This window comes from candidate division TA06 bacterium (genome assembly GCA_016235665.1).
GTDB lineage: Bacteria > Edwardsbacteria > AC1 > AC1 > EtOH8 > UBA5202.
The window spans coordinates 227,280-244,496 of the sequence record JACRJI010000003.1; the positions used below are offsets into that span (position 1 = coordinate 227,280).

At 53.6% G+C, this 17,217-nt stretch carries 14 protein-coding genes and 1 pseudogene; 14 read left to right on the top strand and 1 reads right to left on the bottom strand.

What is annotated here, in order from left to right; genetic code table 11:
- Nucleotides 1–2: 2 nt before the first annotated feature.
- From HZA73_01755 to HZA73_01820, 14 genes and pseudogenes are all read left to right on the top strand, one after another.
- Nucleotides 3–767 carry a glycosyltransferase family 2 protein gene (locus HZA73_01755; protein ID MBI5804753.1) on the top strand — a complete coding sequence of 255 codons (765 nt, stop codon included), beginning with the start codon at nt 3–5 and terminating at the stop codon, nt 765–767.
- A complete protein-coding gene (locus tag HZA73_01760) occupies nt 764–2,002 on the top strand; it encodes a glycosyltransferase family 4 protein (GenBank protein MBI5804754.1) in 1,239 nt (412 codons plus the stop codon). The genes HZA73_01755 and HZA73_01760 overlap by 4 nt, the downstream gene beginning before the upstream one ends.
- On the top strand, nt 1,999–3,135 hold the full coding sequence (locus HZA73_01765; protein ID MBI5804755.1) for a glycosyltransferase family 4 protein: 1,137 nt from the start codon (nt 1,999–2,001) through the stop codon (nt 3,133–3,135). The genes HZA73_01760 and HZA73_01765 overlap by 4 nt, the downstream gene beginning before the upstream one ends.
- Complete coding sequence (locus HZA73_01770) at nt 3,116–4,309, top strand: glycosyltransferase family 4 protein (protein ID MBI5804756.1); 1,194 nt, start codon at nt 3,116–3,118, stop codon at nt 4,307–4,309. The genes HZA73_01765 and HZA73_01770 overlap by 20 nt, the downstream gene beginning before the upstream one ends.
- On the top strand, nt 4,306–5,775 hold the full coding sequence (locus HZA73_01775; protein MBI5804757.1) for a radical SAM protein: 1,470 nt from the start codon (nt 4,306–4,308) through the stop codon (nt 5,773–5,775). Before HZA73_01770 ends, HZA73_01775 begins: the two co-directional genes overlap by 4 nt.
- Nucleotides 5,772–6,575: a polysaccharide deacetylase family protein gene (locus HZA73_01780; protein MBI5804758.1), complete on the top strand. Its 804-nt coding sequence runs from the start codon at nt 5,772–5,774 to the stop codon at nt 6,573–6,575. The genes HZA73_01775 and HZA73_01780 overlap by 4 nt, the downstream gene beginning before the upstream one ends.
- 9 nt (nt 6,576–6,584) lie before the next feature.
- Complete coding sequence (locus tag HZA73_01785) at nt 6,585–7,259, top strand: glycosyltransferase family 2 protein (protein ID MBI5804759.1); 675 nt, start codon at nt 6,585–6,587, stop codon at nt 7,257–7,259.
- A 3-nt stretch (nt 7,260–7,262) separates the two neighbouring features.
- Entirely contained in the window at nt 7,263–7,979 is a 717-nt protein-coding gene (locus HZA73_01790; GenBank protein MBI5804760.1) for a glycosyltransferase, read from the top strand.
- 71 nt (nt 7,980–8,050) lie between these two features.
- A complete protein-coding gene (locus HZA73_01795; protein ID MBI5804761.1) occupies nt 8,051–9,952 on the top strand; it encodes a glycosyltransferase in 1,902 nt (633 codons plus the stop codon).
- Nucleotides 9,949–11,364 carry a sugar transferase gene (locus tag HZA73_01800; protein ID MBI5804762.1) on the top strand — a complete coding sequence of 472 codons (1,416 nt, stop codon included), beginning with the start codon at nt 9,949–9,951 and terminating at the stop codon, nt 11,362–11,364. Before HZA73_01795 ends, HZA73_01800 begins: the two co-directional genes overlap by 4 nt.
- Nucleotides 11,365–11,442: 78 nt before the next feature.
- Nucleotides 11,443–12,615, top strand: a complete 1,173-nt coding sequence (locus HZA73_01805) for an MFS transporter (protein ID MBI5804763.1) — start codon at nt 11,443–11,445, stop codon at nt 12,613–12,615.
- A 1-nt stretch (nt 12,616) separates the two neighbouring features.
- Nucleotides 12,617–13,294 carry an ABC transporter ATP-binding protein gene (locus HZA73_01810; protein ID MBI5804764.1) on the top strand — a complete coding sequence of 226 codons (678 nt, stop codon included), beginning with the start codon at nt 12,617–12,619 and terminating at the stop codon, nt 13,292–13,294.
- Nucleotides 13,177–14,022, top strand: coding sequence for an LPS export ABC transporter ATP-binding protein (gene lptB, locus HZA73_01815; protein MBI5804765.1), 846 nt, complete (start codon nt 13,177–13,179; stop codon nt 14,020–14,022). The genes HZA73_01810 and lptB overlap by 118 nt, the downstream gene beginning before the upstream one ends.
- A 75-nt stretch (nt 14,023–14,097) precedes the next feature.
- Nucleotides 14,098–14,481, top strand: a pseudogene (locus HZA73_01820) (arsenate reductase ArsC).
- 864 nt (nt 14,482–15,345) lie between these two features.
- Here the strand turns inward: HZA73_01820 and HZA73_01825 are convergent.
- A complete protein-coding gene (locus tag HZA73_01825) occupies nt 15,346–17,130 on the bottom strand; it encodes a M3 family oligoendopeptidase (GenBank protein MBI5804766.1) in 1,785 nt (594 codons plus the stop codon).
- Nucleotides 17,131–17,217: the final 87 nt, after the last annotated feature.

A 17,217-nucleotide genomic window follows, 5' to 3' on the forward strand; every position in this document is an offset into this window, starting at 1 on the left:
ATATGGGCATCTCTGCCTTACTGGTCACCTACAACGAGGAGAAGCGGCATTTGAAAGAATGCCTGCAGAGCCTGGCCTGGGCTGACGAGATAGTGGTGGTGGATTCAGGCAGTTCCGACCGTACTGTGGAAATCGCCCGGCAGCAAAGCGCCAAAGTGTACCACCATGCCTGGCAAGGGTTCGGGCCCCAGAAAAACTGGGGTATCGGGAAATGCCGGAATGATTGGATTCTTTCCATTGATGCTGATGAGATAGTAGGGGAAGGTCTGGCCAGGGAGATCGTCAAAGAGATCAACCGTCCGGGTGCCCCGGCCGGTTTTTACCTGAGGATCAGCACATATTTGGGTAGCCGACGTATCCGGTGTTTTGAGGGTTTGTGTCTGATAAGACTCTTCCGCAAAGGCCGCGGGGAATATGACGATCTGCTCACGGACGAGACCATAAAACTTCAGGGACCCGCCGCAAAGCTGAAAGGCAAGATCATGCACCTGGGTTATGACGGCTATACCGAGTTTATATCCAAATTTAATTATTACACCGATTTGGAGGCAAAAAAGATTTATCCTCAGAAAATACGAACCAGTAAATATTTTTCAGGGCTTGTTGCAGTTCTGGAAGGGTTGAAAGTATTTTTAGTGTTCTATTTTATCAGGTTGGGTTTTCTGGATGGTACCATGGGGCTGTTTGTAGCTACCTATTCCCTGCTGTATCCCATGGTATCGTATTTCAAAGCCTGGGAAATGCAAAAGGGTTGGTTCAAGTCATGAAGAGTTTGCGGTTATTGTGGATCACAAGTGTTTTTTACCCCGAACCCGGCGGCGGCAGCGGAGTGCATGTTTATAATTGCGTTAAATCACTGCAAAAAAGAGGACACCGGGTCACGGTGGTGGCCGCCCGGACCGACCGGGGAACTCCGGCAGAAGAGATTTGGCCGGATGGGGTAAGGGTTGTAAGATATGCCGGCCGGTTCGAAAATCCCGGCAGGGGAATAGCGGCGGGCCGAAGCTGCTTAAATCTCCTGAAAAATATTGATTCCGATGATTATGACGCCGTTCTGTGTGGCTCGCTGTATTCCGACAGAGCTGCCTTCAAGTGGATCCGGAGAAATAAATTACCGAGCATCTACTTTTTTTACGGGCCTATGGATCTGGAATATAAGACAGAGCTGCTGGGTCTGGCCCGATCAAAAGGGGTATTCGCCAGATCGGTTGCTACTTTGGGATTGCCGCTACTGGGATGGTGGATGAAACGCCAACCGTCAAAACATATCGCCGCCGCCGGAGCAGTTGCCACCTTAAGTATGCACAGCCAAGAGATAATTAACCGCCATTTCGGACTTTTTCCAAAGATAATGACAGTCATACCAGGCGGGGCCAATAACGAAATATATCGCCCTGCAGAAGACAAGGCGGCTCTTAAAAAGCAACTTGGTTACGATCAAGCGCAACCGCTGCTCTTGACGGTACGGCGCCTGATCCCCCGCACAGGGGTAGATTTGCTGATCGACGCCATGCAGTCTGTGGTAAAAAAACTTCCGGGAGCGATGTTGCTGATAGCCGGGCAGGGTGCGCTAAAAGACGAACTGGAAAAAAGATCAGTTGGACTGGGGTTGAGGGACCGGATAAAATTTCTCGGATATGTCACCGAAGAGGAAAAGGTCAGGCTTTACCAGGCGGCCGATTTTTCGGTGATGCCAACCACCTCGCTGGAAGGCTTTGGGCTGTCTATCGCCGAATCCCTGGCCTGCGATACTCCGGTGCTGGGTACCCCGGTCGGTTCCATCCCGGAGATCCTTAACCGGCTGGACCAAAGCCTGGTTTTTAAAAGTCTCAAACCGCAGGATTTGGCGGAGGGGATAGTGTCTTTTGCCGGGGATCAAGGATTGAAAACACGGTTAAAGGGGCGGACCGTGGAAATAGCCCGAAAATATTACAGCTGGGATTCGGCCGCGGAGGAGATCGAGAAACTGGCAGGAACCTTGAGTCCTGGTGGTATTTCATGAAAGTGGGATTTAACTGCCGTTATCTTGAACGGCCGGTTTGGACCGGAACCGAACAATATCTGTTCAACCTGCTGCGGGGCTTGGATGGCTTGGATGAAGGACCGTTCAAGTATTTGTTCGGTTTGAATAAAAACATTTTGGAACAAAAATTGATACTGTCCTCAGGCCGGTCACAATTGGAGACCATAACCCCGGTTGGATGGCCTGGCGGAGAAGTGGGCCGCTTTGGATGGGACCTGCGAGGGGTTGGCTCAATGGCAAATCGTTATGAAACAGATGTCTTTCATGGAACTTCTTTTACCTTGCCGTTTGGTTTAAAAATGCCGTCCGCCGTTACTTTTTTCGACCTGGCCTTTTTGCGCCACCCCGGCTTTTACAGTCTAAAAGAAAATATTTATCTGCGCTGGGTTACACAACAGGCCGCCAAAACCGCCCGGGCTGTAATAACCATTTCAGAATTTTCCAAGGAGGAGATAGTGTCTCTGTTGGGGATAGATCCCCAAAAAATATTTGCGATACCTTTGGGCGTTTCGAGCTGCAGCCAGGTTCCGGCCGCCAAAGCGGATGATGTTCTGGCCAGATACGGACTGAAGAAGCCATACCTGATAACGGTTTCCACGGTTACCGCCAGAAAAAACCTGAAAGTCCTCTTCCAGGCCATGAAAATCATGAGACAAAAGGGCAGGTCCGGTCTGAAACTTTGCATTATAGGGCGTGACGGTTTCGGGGCCGCTGCCATCAAAGAACAGTGCCTTAAACTTGGGCTGGGGTCCAGCGTTATTTTTGCCGGCCCGGTGCCGCAGGAGGATCTGGCGGCCCTGATGGTAAGCGCCCTGGGAGCGCTGGTTCCTTCCCGGTACGAAGGGTTTGGTCTGCCAGTTCTGGAAGCCATGGCCGCAGGGGTTCCGGTGGTGGCCGCCAATGCCTCGGCCCTGCCGGAAGTAGTGGGAACCGCCGGTTTGCTGGCCGACCCGGAAGATCCTTCCGATTGGGTCGTTAAGATTACCTCGCTGTTGGATGAACCCTCTCTGGCGCAAAAGCTGAGGCAGAGAGGCCGAGAACGGGCAAAGGATTTTACCTGGCGCAATACTGCTTTTAAAACATATCAGGTCTATGAAAAAATCATATCCTAAACCGGTGATCCTGGCCACCAATGGCTCAGAGTTGGGCGGCGGTGATATTGCCCTGCGTAATCTGGCCGTAAAGATGGACTCCGATAAATGGCGGATGATCATGGTCTACCCGCATCCCGGGCCCATTTCCCTGGACCTGGAGCAAAAGGGCTTTAAGGTTCATTATTTTGACGATCTGGATATAATGGCCCGGGGCTTGGGAAAAATTTACATTTTCAAGTTCCTGGTCCGGCTGGTTAAATCAACGTCCTTTTTCATAAAGCTCATCAATAAAGAAAGGGTAGCGCTGGTCCATACCAACTCCAGTGCCCTTCTTTCGCCCGGGTTGGCTGCATTTATTTGCCGGATCCCCCACGCGTGGCAGGTGCGGGAGATAATCGAGAGGCCTTGGTGGATCAGAAGATTCTTAAGGCTTTTCATGCCCCTATTGGCAAACAGGATCATCTGCGTCTCCAGCCAGGCAGCCAAACTTTTCTCACGGGCGGCCATCGAAAAAAAGGTCACGGTGGTCAACGACGGGGTGGACCTGAACCTGTTCTACCCCCGGACAGATATTCCGGAAACCAAAACTCAACTGGGGATCCCGAACGGCAGGCTGGTGATAGGATACTGCGGAAGACTCATCCGGCGCAAAGGAGTGGTGGTGCTCATAGATTCCATACTGGATTTGCTGGATAAAGGCTATGATCTGCACCTGTTGATCTTAGGAGTGGTCGTTCCAAAATATCAGGATCAGGCTTTGGAGATCCAGCAGCTACTGACGGCCAAGGGCTTGAAAAGCAGGCACACCCTTTTGCTGGAAGTAAAGGATGTGGCCAAGTACCTTTCCGCCTCCGATATGGTTGTCCAGCCATCCATCGAACCAGAGGGCTTTGGCCTGACGGCACTGGAGGCGATGGCTCTGGGGAAACCGGTGATAGCTACCCCCTTGGGCGGTCCGCTGGATTTGATCACGCCCCGGCAAAACGGGCTTTTTGCCATTCCTGGGAACAGTCGTGACCTGGCCCTGAAAATTGAGGACCTGATAAAAGATAAAAGACTTCGGGAGGCTTTGGGAAGCCAGGCCTTGAATACCGTCCGCCAAAGGTTTGACGCTGCTTTGGTTTCGAAACGGGTGGGCCAGGTTTACCAAAAGCTAATGGAACCAATGCAAAATAGTGAGGCAGACCAATGAAAGTCCAATTGATATTTGTCCCGCCGGAAAATCCGCCAAAACTGGGAGAGCTGGGGGAACAGATCTCTCCGCCCCTGGGCATTCTGTATCTGGCCGGTTACCTTCGGCAACAGATGCCGCAGGTGGCTATCAATGTATTTGATGGTGTACGGCATGGGTACCTGAAGACCATTGAGCGGATAAAAGCAGTTGACGCTGATATCATAGGTCTTTCCTATTATACTCCGGTAGCGGCCAGCGCCCTGCGGCTGGCTGATCGCATAAAAAGGGAGCATCCCGGCAAGGTAGTGATCCTGGGCGGGCCTCACGCCACGGCCCTGCCCCAGGAAGGGATACTGCGCTCAGCTGCAGACCTGGTGGTATATGGGGAGGGCGAAACCACTTTGGTTGAAATCGTCAAGATGATGGAGCAGAATGGCTCTTTTGAGAAAGTGGACTGGGAAAAAGTAGACGGGCTTTGCCTGCGCAAGGAAGGTAAGCCGGTGCTGACCCCGCCCCGCAAATTCATTCCTAATTTGGACGACATTCCGTTTCCGGCCAGGGATCTTTTGGACTTAAAGGATTACACCGGTTTTTATCTTTATAAATATACGCCTGAAACCAATATCATCATGTCCAGGGGTTGTCCCTACCGCTGCACCTTTTGTTCCAATTGCGTCTGGAACACTTCCACTCCCCGGGTCCGGACCCGCACGGCAAAAAACATTGCCGATGAGATAGAGTACCTTTATAAGACCTTCGGAGTGCGTGAGGCCTTTGACAATGCCGACGAATTCAACAATAATCTGGACAATGCCATGGCCATCTGCGCCGAGATCAAATCGCGCGGTCTGCCGGTGGCCTGGAAAACGCAATTAAGAGCCCATCCCCTCCCCGAAGAGCTGGTAAAAGCCATGGCAGAAGCGGGTTGTTGGTATGTTCATTTGGGCATAGAGAGCGGAAATCCCGAAGCCCTGAAAGGAATCAAAAAGAACATTACCCTGGAGCAGGTGGAATCAGCCTGCCGTCTGTTAAAAAAATACAATTTAAAGATCCACGGTCTTTTCATGCTGTTCAACGTTTGGGAGGAGGATGGCCAGCTGCGGTTTGAGGATCTGGCCATGACCCAAAAGACCCTGGATTTTGCCAAAAAACTGGTGGACCAGAGGCTAGTGGACTATATCGGCTGGTCAATAACCACCCCCTATCCGGGCAGCCCGCTATATGACATTGCCATCAGGCACAAGCTGGTCGCCAGTGAGCTTTTAACTGATTGGGACTCCTGGCTGAAGGACACTTCGTTTCTCATGAACCTGCCTGGGGTCAGCCACAAAGAAATGGCTGACATGAAGGCCAAGGGTTCACTGCTTAGGGCCAGACTGATGTTGCGTTCCGGCGGCATCGGTTTAAAGGATGCAGGATATTTCATAAAAAAGCTGGGAAAACTGGCTCATAATCAGATAACAGCCTGGCGGGAGAAAAAGTGACCGGAAAAAATGCCATCATATTCATTGACACCGAATCCGGTCTGGAAGGCCCCTGGCGGGAATATCTGGATTTTGCCGAGGGGATCAGCCAGATCACCAAGGTGCTGCACCGCTATAAGGTTCCGGCGGTATTCAATGCTTGCGGCAAGCTGTTGGAGATGCATCCCCAGCTTTTTGTGGAATTGGAAAAGCAGGGGCATGAGATCGCTTTGCATGGCTGGAAGCACGAAAACTTAAGAATGTTGGATGATAAATGGCTGGAGAAAGTACTGGCCCGCAGCCAGCAGGCCTACACTCAGACTCTGGGGCACAGCCCTTACGGCTTCCGGGCGCCCTGGCTGGATCACGATCAGCGATTGCTGGAATGGCTGAACAGGAAGGGATACCTTTGGGTCAGTCACCAACACCTGTTCTTGCGGGAACGATTCTTCTCTCCGGCGGCCAGGCCCGAGATCCGGGCGGGTCAAAGAATGGCCGGATTGTGGGCCAGGTGGCAAGAAAGGAATTTCCGCAAGCTTCCGCATCAGAACAAATACGGGTTAAAGGAACTTCCGCTAACCTCATCCATGGACGGGGAATTGCTGGGGCTGTTATCTCCCCTGCAGCCCTCTCCGGCCAAAGACATAGATTTTGCCGTCAATGCCTGGCACCAGCAGCTTTTGAGGGCGCCGGGCTTTTTTACCCTGAACCTTCACGACTGGCTGATCTCCAGCGGCAACCGTCCGGATGTTCTGAATAAAATGACCTCCCTGCTGTTGTCTGAAAATTATAAAATAACCACCGCCCGGCAGATAGTTTAAAAAAAAAGTATGCTTTATCCCGAAGATAAAAATATTGACCTGAGCATCTCCATCGTCAGCTATAATGTCAAGCGGCTGCTAGGACTGTGCCTGGGGTCTATCAAGGCCCATACCAAGGGTATCAGCTACCAGGTGATAGTGGTGGACAACGGTTCGCGCGATGGTACGGTCGCGATGCTGGCCGAAAAGTTTCCCTGGGTCAAGGTGATAGCCAACCGCAAGAACCGGGGATTTGCCTCGGCCCAGAACATCGGCTTGGGGATGGGACGCGGACGTTATCTGTTTTCCCTGGACAGCGACACATATATAACCGAAGACACCTTCAGCGCTATGGTCCGGTTTATGGATCAGTTTCCCGATGCCGGGGCGGCCGGTGCAAAACTGCTGTCTCCCCAGGGTCTGCGCCAGTATTCGCGCCGCCGCTTTCCTCCGTCAATCTGGCCGGTGATATACCGGGGATCTATTTTAAAAAAAATAATTCCGCCCACCGCCCAGGTCCGCTATTACGAGATGTCGGATGTGGTCCTGGCTTCGGAGACGGAGGTGGACTGGGTATATGGCGGGAACATCATCTTCCGGCGTCAGGCTCTGGAGCAGACAGGGCTTTTTGACGAGAGGTTTTTCATCTATTGCGAAGACATAGACATCAGCTACAGGATGCAGGAATATGGCTGGAGGCGTTAATTTGTGCCAGATGCCAGCATCTACCATTACGGGCAGCAGGGCACCCAGCAAATCAAAGTCCGTTCCTATCTGAGGCATGTGATAAGTTACCTGAAATTATTTCACAAGTATCACTGGCGGTTGGACGAACGTTACCAGGCCAGTTTCAAGCGCCCTTACAGCGTCAGCCGTTTGACTTTGGTGCTAGCCGCGCATAACCAAAAATGCCTGCTGGATGAGTGTCTTAAGTCCATATATGACGATCCGCCGAAGATGCCTTACAATGTATTGGTGGTGGATGATGCCAGCAATGACGGCAGCCTGGAGATGCTTAAGGAAAAATACCCCCAGGTCTTGTGGATTGCCAATCAAAGCCCCAAAGGGTACTGGTTTGCGGTAAATCAAGCGTTGCAGATGACAGAATCCGAGTATCTGGCTTTGGTGCCGCTGCGTCCGGAAGCTATCTTTGGTCAATTCCAGAAGCTACACGATTTTTTGGAACAACGGCCTAAAGCCGCGCTGGCCGGCCTGGTTACCGGGAAAAGCTGGCAGAAAAAAGACGGCATCAGTAAATGTTCTGAAAGAAAGATGTTTCTGGAAAATAGCATGATGTTCCGCCGGCGGGTGATAGATAAATCAGGAATCCCCAATGAAAGAACAGCAATGACTGACAGGGAATTTAAATGGTGTGCCGACCTGCGCCGGGCCGGCTGGGGAGTTTACTACCTGCTAACAGCATAAAAATCAACTTTATTGCTTGTAAAATGACAGACCAACCGTTAATATCAATATCGCTTATCTCTCATAGCGAGGTGAATCATCTTAAAATACTCCTTCCTTCGCTGCTGGAATCCCTGCAGGGGGTAGACCACGAGATTTTACTGGTGGACAATTGTTCCCGGGACGATACGGTAAATTATGTCAGCCAGAATTACCCACTGATAAAAATCACCGTAAACTGCCAGTCCAGGGGATATGGAGCCAATCACAACCTTAATATCAAGCGGGCCCGGGGCGCTTATATTATGGTGCTGAATGCCGATCTTAAGTTTGAGAAGAACACAGTTAAGGACATGGTCTCTTTCATGGAAAGCAACCCGGATTGCGGGGTCAGCACCTGCCGGTTGATGAACTGGGGCGACAACAATATTCAGCATAACTGCCGGACATTTCCCACCCTGGTAGATATCTGGGCCCGGAGGTTTCCCTTTAAGAACAAAAGGCTGCATGCTATAGCCGACCGCCATGAGATGCTTCAGCATGACTACCACCAAAACTTTGAGACCGACTGGTTTCAGGGTTCTTTCATGTTCTTCCGGCGCGAGGCCCTGGAACAGGTCAGCGGCTTTGACGAGAAGTTCTTTTTGTATTTTGACGATGTGGACATTTGCCGCAGGATCCATATGGCTGGCTGGAAAGTATTGTATAACAGCAGGGTTTTTGCCCACCATCGTTTCCACCGCCAGAGCGCCAATCCGTTGAATCGTTTGTTCCGGGTGCACCTGAACAGCATGGTAAGCTATTTTCAAAAATACGGCTGGAAATTCTGGCCTCAGCCGGAAGCGGACCATTCAGCCATCCAGCCGGAGAAAAAAGAACCGAAGGTCGCCATCGTTCACGACTATCTTACCCAGTATGGGGGGGCGGAAAGGGTGCTGGAGATGCTGCTGAAGATCTATCCCCGGGCCGACCTGTATACCCTGGTCCGGCAGAAAGGGGATGGGCTGCTGGAGGACCATCTGAACATTGACCGGGCCAAAACTTCCTTCGTTCAAAGCCTGCCCGGCTCTCCCTGGGGGCAGTTCCGCGAATACCTGGGATTTATGCCGGTGGCGGTGGAGAGTTTTGATTTTACCGGATATGACATCCTGATCTCCAGTTCCAGCGCCTGGGCCAAAGGGGCCATCACCGATCCCCGGACCTGGCATCTTTGCTACTTGCACAGCCCCATGCGTTTCGTCTGGGATTGGTACCATCAGACCCTAAAAGAATATGCCTGGCCCCTAAGGCTGCTGCTTAAATATATGCTCAGCAATATCCGGCGCTGGGACGTGATGAGTTCCCAGCGTCCCGACCTGATCGTAGCCAATTCCCGGGAGGTTCAAAAGCGGATATCAAAGTACTACCGGAGGGATTCCATAGTGCTTCACCCAGCGGTGGATACCGAATTCTTTCTCCCTCAAAACGACGGGGGCGGCAGCGACTACTATCTGGTGGTCTCCAGGCTAAAGCCATATAAGAGGGTGGACCTGGCGGTGCAGGCCTTCAATCTGACCGGCCGTTCTTTGGTGGTGGTGGGAGACGGTTCCGAGATGAAACGATTAAAAAAAATGGCCCTGCCCAACGTCCGGTTTACCGGCAAGGTTTCCGACCGCCAGCTGCTGGATTATTACCAGAACTGCCGGGCCCTGATATTTCCCACCCTGGAAGATTTCGGGCTGACCCCCCTGGAGGCACAGTGCTGCGGAAAACCGGTGATAGCATACGGACGGGGCGGCGCTCTGGAAACGGTGGTGGATGGCCGGACCGGAATATTTTTCAGCCGGCAAACAGTGGAGTCTTTGATAGCAGCCGTCAACCGTTTTGAAAAAACGGAATTTAACAGGGAACAAATTAGAAAACATGCCCTGAGTTTCAACCAGGAATATTTCATCCGGCAGCTAAAAACAATAGTGGATGTTGAATACGCAAAGTTCCGGGAGGGCAGGCCATGAACTTAAGAAAAAACTGGGGGGAAGTATTTCCGGCCCTGGCTTTGTTGACCGACTGCCTGGCGGCCTGGCTTTCGGCTGGCCTGACCCAGTGGATCTGGTTTGAGCTGCTGCCATTTGCCAAGTCGGGCCGGGCCTCAGTGCCAGAGTTGAAATTGTGGGTCCTGCTGGCCTATGTGTTTTGGCTGGCTCTGATCGGCAGCTACCGCCGGGTGGGAAAGCAACCGCGATCGGAACAAGTGCTGGACCTTTTAAAGGCAGCCCTCTATAGTCTGATTGCGCTGATCACCATTGTCTTCGTATTCAAGGGGTACCACTATTCCAGGGGTTACATCGTTCTGTATTTTATAATTACGCCGGTATTTCTGTCCCTAAGCCGGTTGCTGCTGTTCAATTTGAATGTTGACCGGATGCAGAAAGGCTGGGGGGTAAAGAATGCGGTGATCGTGGGCAGCGGCCGTTCCGCCAAGGCGATCCTGGATCATTTGATAATCAATCATGCCTTGGGGTATAGGATAGTAGGTTTTTTAGTGGAAGCACCCAAGGACCTGAGTTTCAGCTATTGCGGGATAAAGGCCCTGGGCCTTTACTCGGAATGTCATCAAGCCCTGGCCAGGCAGGAAGTGGAGGAAGTATTCATTCCCGATCTCTCCCGCCATTTGGCCGATTACAGCCAGGTTCTTGACTACTGCCGCAGCCATAAGATAGAAGTGCGGATCGTATCCCACCGCACCGACCTGTTGGCCCGGGTGGCCGGAATCTATGATATGGCCGGAATATCCTTGTTCCGGGCGCATCACCAGACGGTCCAGAAGTCCTACCGGGTCTTCAAGCGATTAGTGGATGTCCTGGGTTCCGGTTTAGGTCTGTTGCTGCTTTCGCCGGTATTCGGGCTGTCGGCTGTGCTAATAAAGCAGGATTCTCCCGGTCCGGTATTCTTCCGGCAGACCAGGCTGGGTGAGGGCGGCCGGGAGTTCAAACTTTACAAGTTCCGCACCATGTTCCTGGGGGCAGAAAAAAACAAGCACCGGCTGATGGAGCAGAACGAAGCCGACGGTCCGATCTTTAAGATCCGCAACGATCCCCGGATCACTCCGGTGGGGCGCTGGCTGCGGCGCTTAAGCTTGGATGAATTGCCCCAGCTGATCAACGTATTCCTGGGAGAGATGAGCCTGGTGGGTCCCCGTCCTCCCCTGCCGGCCGAAGTATCCCAGTATAAGGAGTGGCACAAAAGGCGCCTGGAAGGCCCCCAGGGCATGACCGGCTTATGGCAGGTTTCGGGGCGCAGTGAACTATCCTTTGAAGAGATGGTGCTTCTGGATATATATTATCTGGAGCACGGGTCCCCTGTTCTGGATATTGAAATACTTTTCAAAACACTGCCGGCAGTGATCCTGGGCGGGGGGGCATACTAGTTTGATAACGGTCAATTTGTAACAGATCGTAAGGGCCTATAAATGGCAAATGCCGATAAACCAAAGCTGTCTCCAAATGTGATCCGGCTGGGCTGGGTCAGCCTGCTGACGGACATTTCCTCGGAAATGCTGTATCCCTTGGTGCCGATATTCCTGACCACAGTGCTGGGGGCGCCGATGGCGGCCCTGGGCCTGATGGAGGGCCTGGCCGAGAGCGTTTCCAATGTCCTCAAGATCTTCTCCGGCTGGTGGTCGGATCAGGCCGGCAAACGAAGGCCCTTCGTGATCGGGGGGTACTCCCTGTCGGCCTTCTCTAAACCGCTGCTGGTCTTTGCCCAGTTCCTGGGCTGGCCCTTCGTGCTGGCCATGCGCATCCTGGACCGCACCGGAAAGGGATTAAGGACCTCGGCCCGTGACGCCCTGATCGCCGATTACACCCCGGAATCGCAGAGGGGCAAGGCTTTTGGACTGCACCGGGCCATGGATTCCCTAGGGGCGGTGCTGGGACCGCTGGCCGCCCTGTTCTTCATGAGCAAAATGACCTCCACCGATCCGGCCGCCCAGGCCCTGTCGTATCGACAGGTCTTTCTCTGGGCCTTCGTCCCGGCTGTGCTGGGGGTAGCGCTGTTGCTCCTGGTAAAGGAGAAGCCGTTTACCGCCCGGTATAAAAAGCCCCGTTTCGGATGGAAGTCGTTCAACCGGGATTTCAAGATATTCATCTTCATCAACCTGATCTTTGCCATCGGCAATTCGTCGGATGTCTTTCTGATCATCCGGGCCAAGGACCTTTTTGCCGGGACAGCAAACGCCGTGGTGACGGTCATTCTGGCATACGTGCTCTACAATCTGACCTATTCCCTGGGGTCCTACCCCGCCGGACTGCTGGCCGACCGGTTCGGCTCCAGAAAGGTCTACACTTTCGGGCTGTTGCTGTTCAGTCTGGTATATCTGGGATTCGCCTTCAACAATCATCCTGCCATGGTCTGGGTCTTGTTCGCGGTCTATGGTTTCTACACCGCCTTCACCGACGGGGTGGGAAAGGCCTATGCCTCCAAGCTGGTGCCGGAAGATCTGCGAGCCACCGGGATGGGAGTGTACCACATGTCCTCCGGGCTGGCCACTTTCGCCGCCAGCGCCGCCGCCGGGTTGCTGTGGCAGGTTTTTGGATTCAGGGCAGCATTTCTCTATGGAGCGGGAGCCGCCCTGCTGGCGGTGGTACTGTTTGTATTTTTAGTTAAGGGGAAAAAGTAAAATGACCGCAGTCATAGAGGCTGTAAATGTCGGCCGAACATTCAAGGCTCCCAAAGGGGCCATTAAGGTCTTGTCAGAAGTTACCCTGTCCATAGGAAAAGGCCAGACCATAGCCATCACCGGGGCATCCGGTTCCGGCAAATCAACCCTATTGCAGATACTAGGCTGCCTGGACCGGCCCACCGCCGGCCAGGTGATGATCGAAGGCCAGGACACGTCCGATCTTTCGGACCATGAATTGGCGTCTCTGCGGAACAAAAGCATGGGTTTCGTTTTCCAGTTCCATCATCTGCTGCCGGAATTCTGCGCCTGGGAGAATGTGGCCATGCCGCTGCTGGTGAGGGGCCAGTCCCTGACCCAGGCCGAGGAAGCAAGCCGGAAGATACTTGGCAGTCTTGGATTGGAGGATCGGGCCGAACACAAGCCCAGTGAACTTTCGGGCGGAGAACAGCAGCGGGTGGCTATCGCCCGGGCCGTGGTCACCAATCCCTTAGTGCTGCTGGCCGACGAGCCCACCGGCAACCTGGACCGGGCCACGGGCCAGAACGTGGCCCAGCTTTTATGGGAGCTCAACCAAAACACCGGCATAGCGCTGGTGATCGTCACCCACAATCAGGAAATAGCCCAAAGGGCGCAACTCACACTGGAATTAAAGGACGGAAAACTGTGGACCAGATAAAAGAACGGCAGACCCTGAGAACAGAGGGAATATTTAAAAGCTACAAAAAGCACCGGGCGGTAAACGGGATCTCCCTTGAAGTAAAGCAGGGCGAGGTGGTCGGCTTGCTTGGGCCCAACGGGGCCGGCAAGACCACCACCTTCAACATCATCACCGGTCTTTTGAAACCTGATTCCGGCAAGGTGCTTTTAGACCAGACCGAGATCACCGGCCTGCCCATGTACCAAAGGGCTAGGCTGGGGCTGGGTTACCTGACCCAGGAGGCTTCGGTCTTTAGGAAACTTTCGGTGGAGGACAACATCATGGCCATCCTGGAGATGATGCCGCTGAACAAGGAGCAGCGCCAGGAACGATTGAAATCACTGCTGAGCGAACTCAACATAGATCATCTGGCCAAGAAGAAGGCCTATGCCATCTCCGGCGGCGAGCGGAGGCGGGTGGAGGTGACCCGGGCCCTGGTCACCAATCCCTCCTTCCTGCTTTTGGACGAGCCCTTTACCGGGATCGATCCCATCGCCCGGGCCGACATCCAGCAGGTGGTGGTCAAGCTTAAGGACCGGGGGATCGGGGTACTGATCACCGACCACAATGTGCGGGAGACTCTGGAGATCACCGACCGGGCCTATGTGATCTATGAAGGCAAAGTTTTTGCCGCCGGCACCCCCCAGGAGATAGTGGACCACTCCGGGGCCCGGGAGAAATTTTTGGGAGAGAAGTTCACCCTGTGAGTCCCGCCGGCAAATGATCGTCAGATCCCCAAACATCAAACAAATATTTCAACAGGACATTAACAAAACGCATTTATGAAAACAGTCCTATTTCTTTGCACTGAAAATTCCTGCCGCAGCCAGATGGCCGAGGCTTTTGCCAAACAACTGGGGGGCGGGGTGATCGAAGCCTACAGCGCCGGCTCCAACCCTTCGGATTCGATAAATCCCCTGGCCGTGACCGTGATCAGGGAAAAGGGCATAGACATCTCCGGCTCCCGCCCCAAGGGGTTTCAGGACCTGCCGGTCAGCCGGGTGGACTACCTGGTGACTATGGGCTGTCAGGACGTCTGCCCCGTATTCTCCACCACCAAACAGATCGAGTGGAAGCTGCCCGATCCCAAGGGCCAGCCGGTGGAATTCTTCCGCTGTGTCCGGGACGACATTGAAAAGAAGGTGAAGGAACTGATAGAAACGATCTCGGCCAAGAACATCAAACGGGATTATGCCGGGATGGCGGAGATAATCAAAGGCAAAGTGAGCCCGGCCATGGGAAGCGATGATAGGATGAAACTGGCGTCGGACGTTCTCTGGGAAGGCCTTAAGGACAAGGGTTTGGACTGGGTGGGGTTTTACCGGCTGCTGCCGGGGCAGGAGGCCATGGAACTGATCTGCCGCCAGCCACGGGCGGCCTGTTCCCCCATCGGTTTGCAGGGCGTCTGCGGAAAAGGGATGAAGGATAAGACCGCTCAGATAGTGAAGGATGTGTACGCCCTGGGGGACAAGCACATCATCTGCGATCCGGCCAACCTGTCCGAGATCGTGGTCCCGGTGATCGAACCGGACGGCAGCTGCCGGGCGGTGCTTGACCTGGACAGCCGGGAGCTGGGGGCTTTTGACCAGCAGGACGCTGAGGGCCTGGTACTAGTTTTGAGAAGCGCTGGGCTGACAATTTAAGAAAAATGATTGTGACGGTCTGTCTTTCTTGGGACAACTAGGCATATAGTAAATATCTGTCAAAAACGCAGACCCATCACTACTCTATTCTTTTCTTTTTGTACCGCCAAAAAGCAAAGAACCAAAAGAAAAAGCTCGTCGCTTAAAACTCTCCAGGCGTTGTGCTTCTCGTTGATGACGGGCTTGTCTGAACTCGGGCTTTGGCCAAGCCCTCAAACAGGCCAGACAAGCTATTTCGTCATCAACTGCGATGCTCACTGATCGTGATTCGATAAACTCATCACAAGTTTTTAACGCGACAGCCAGGTTTGGTATCGGTTGTTTTAAGCTAATGGAAAATCAAAAAGCCGTTCCGCATTATGCGGAACGGCTTTTTCTGTTTGTAGGCTATTTGCTCAATCTTTTAAGCTCTTCCAGCCAGCCCCGGACCACGTCATAGCTTCCCTGCCAGAACGAGGCCGAGCACATGTCTATCCCCACCTGTTCCAGGATCAGCTCCGGGCTCTGCGATCCGCCGTAGGACAGGATCTTCTCGATCTTGGGCACGAAGGAGCGGCCTTCCTTCTTGTACCGGGCGTAAAGGGCCATGGATAGCAGTTCCCCGAAATTATAGGCGTAACAGTAGAAGGGGGTCTTGAAGATATGGGCGATGTAGGCCCACTCGTGCCGGAACTCATCGGCCACGTCCAACGATGAACCAAACTGCTCCCTGAGCATCTTGAGGTACAGGTCCGACAGCTGGCTTTCCTTGGCGCCCTGCAGCAGCAGTTGGTGGGCGGCCATCTCGAACTTCACAAAGTAGGCCTGGCGCATCACGGTGGCGTAAGAGTCGCCGATCTTCTCCAGCAGCATGGCCCGCTTTTCCCTGTCTGATTTTGTCTGGGACAGCAAACGTTCGAACACCAGCATCTCGGCGGTGGTGGAGGCGGTCTCGGCCAGGGGCAGGGTGGTTTCGGCCGGCGTGACCGAATGGGCCGAGGCGTAGAGGTCGTGGGCCCCGTGCCCCAGCTCGTGGGCCATGGTCATCACCGAGGAATTGTCGCCGGTATAGTTCAGCAAAATGTAGGGGGTTGTACTGGGGGTGATCATGGCGCAGAAGGCGCCGGCTTCCTTGCCGGGCCGGGGATGGGTGTCGATGTGGCCGGCCTCAAAGATCTGCCGGGCATTCTGGGCCAGGCCGGGAGAAAATTCCTTGAAGATATCCAAGACCAGGGCCTTGGCCCGGTCAAAGGGCATGGAGGACCTTTGCTTTTCCAGCGGGGAGTAGATGTCGTAGCGCCGCAGTTTTTTAACCCCCAGCAGCCGGGCCTTAAGCCGGAAATATTCCTGGTAGATCCCGGCATTGTCGGCGCTGACCTTCAGCAGGGTTTCGATGGCCTTATCCGGAACCTGGTTGTAAAAATTGCGCATGGACATCGGAGACACAAAATTCCGGTCTTTGGCGTCCTGATCCCAGTCCTTGGCCAGGGCCTGGTAGATGACGTAGAACTTGGAGATGTTGTCCCGGTAGGGCTGGAAAAGCGCCTGGTAGGCGGCCTGGCGTTCGGCCGGGCTGGAGCTGTAAAAGTAAGCCCGGACCTGGCTCTGGGTCTTGAATACTTTTTCTTTTTTGCCCTTGGGCTTAAAGCGGTATTCAAAGCCGTCGCTGATCAGGTTGTAAAGCTCGTTCAGGGGGTCGGCCCCGGTGACCTTCTTGCGGGTCATCACTTTTTCCACGTCCTGGTCCAAAGTATGGACCGCCCCCCGGCGCTGGTAGGCAAGAACATATTCCAGGTCCGGCACCGCCTTAAAAAGCCTTTGGGCGTTGGCGTCATCTAGCCGGCGCAGGCCCTCCACCGGCTTGCCCATCAGCCACTGGGTGATGGGGATCAGGGCCTGGGTGTGGCTGACCATCAGGTCCTGGGCCCGGGATTTGTAAAGCATAGCATCCTGGGAGTTGATGTCCACCGACATCCAGAGCGAGCCGAAGGAACTCAACCGGTTGGCGTCCTCCTTGAGCTTTTCGGTGAAGGACATCATTCGGCGGAAGCTTTCTTCCGGCATGGCCGGGGATAGGGCTTTGTAATGGTCGCCCAGTTTCAGAATGTTCTTCTCAAAGGTCCGGGCGAAATCGTCAAACTTATTCCGGGCGATGATGTCGTTCAGGTTCCATTGCAGTTCCTGTTTGGGCATAAGGGCTCCTTAAATAAAAGTAGGTGGAGTAGATCGGGTAGTAAAGTAGGATATGAAAATTGTTTTGTGGCTTTTGTGCCCATTCGA

What these genes read in the sequence shown, in the direction of transcription:
- HZA73_01755 (MBI5804753.1), top strand. Translation starts at nt 3, where the DNA reads ATGGGCATCTCTGCCTTACTGGTCACCTACAACGAGGAGAAGCGGCAT.
- HZA73_01760 (MBI5804754.1), top strand. Translation starts at nt 764, where the DNA reads ATGAAGAGTTTGCGGTTATTGTGGATCACAAGTGTTTTTTACCCCGAA.
- HZA73_01765 (MBI5804755.1), top strand. Translation starts at nt 1,999, where the DNA reads ATGAAAGTGGGATTTAACTGCCGTTATCTTGAACGGCCGGTTTGGACC.
- HZA73_01770 (MBI5804756.1), top strand. Translation starts at nt 3,116, where the DNA reads ATGAAAAAATCATATCCTAAACCGGTGATCCTGGCCACCAATGGCTCA.
- HZA73_01775 (MBI5804757.1), top strand. Translation starts at nt 4,306, where the DNA reads ATGAAAGTCCAATTGATATTTGTCCCGCCGGAAAATCCGCCAAAACTG.
- HZA73_01785 (MBI5804759.1), top strand. Translation starts at nt 6,585, where the DNA reads ATGCTTTATCCCGAAGATAAAAATATTGACCTGAGCATCTCCATCGTC.
- HZA73_01800 (MBI5804762.1), top strand. Translation starts at nt 9,949, where the DNA reads ATGAACTTAAGAAAAAACTGGGGGGAAGTATTTCCGGCCCTGGCTTTG.
- HZA73_01810 (MBI5804764.1), top strand. Translation starts at nt 12,617, where the DNA reads ATGACCGCAGTCATAGAGGCTGTAAATGTCGGCCGAACATTCAAGGCT.
- lptB (MBI5804765.1), top strand. Translation starts at nt 13,177, where the DNA reads ATGGGAGCTCAACCAAAACACCGGCATAGCGCTGGTGATCGTCACCCA.
- HZA73_01825 (MBI5804766.1), bottom strand. Translation starts at nt 17,130, where the DNA reads ATGCCCAAACAGGAACTGCAATGGAACCTGAACGACATCATCGCCCGG.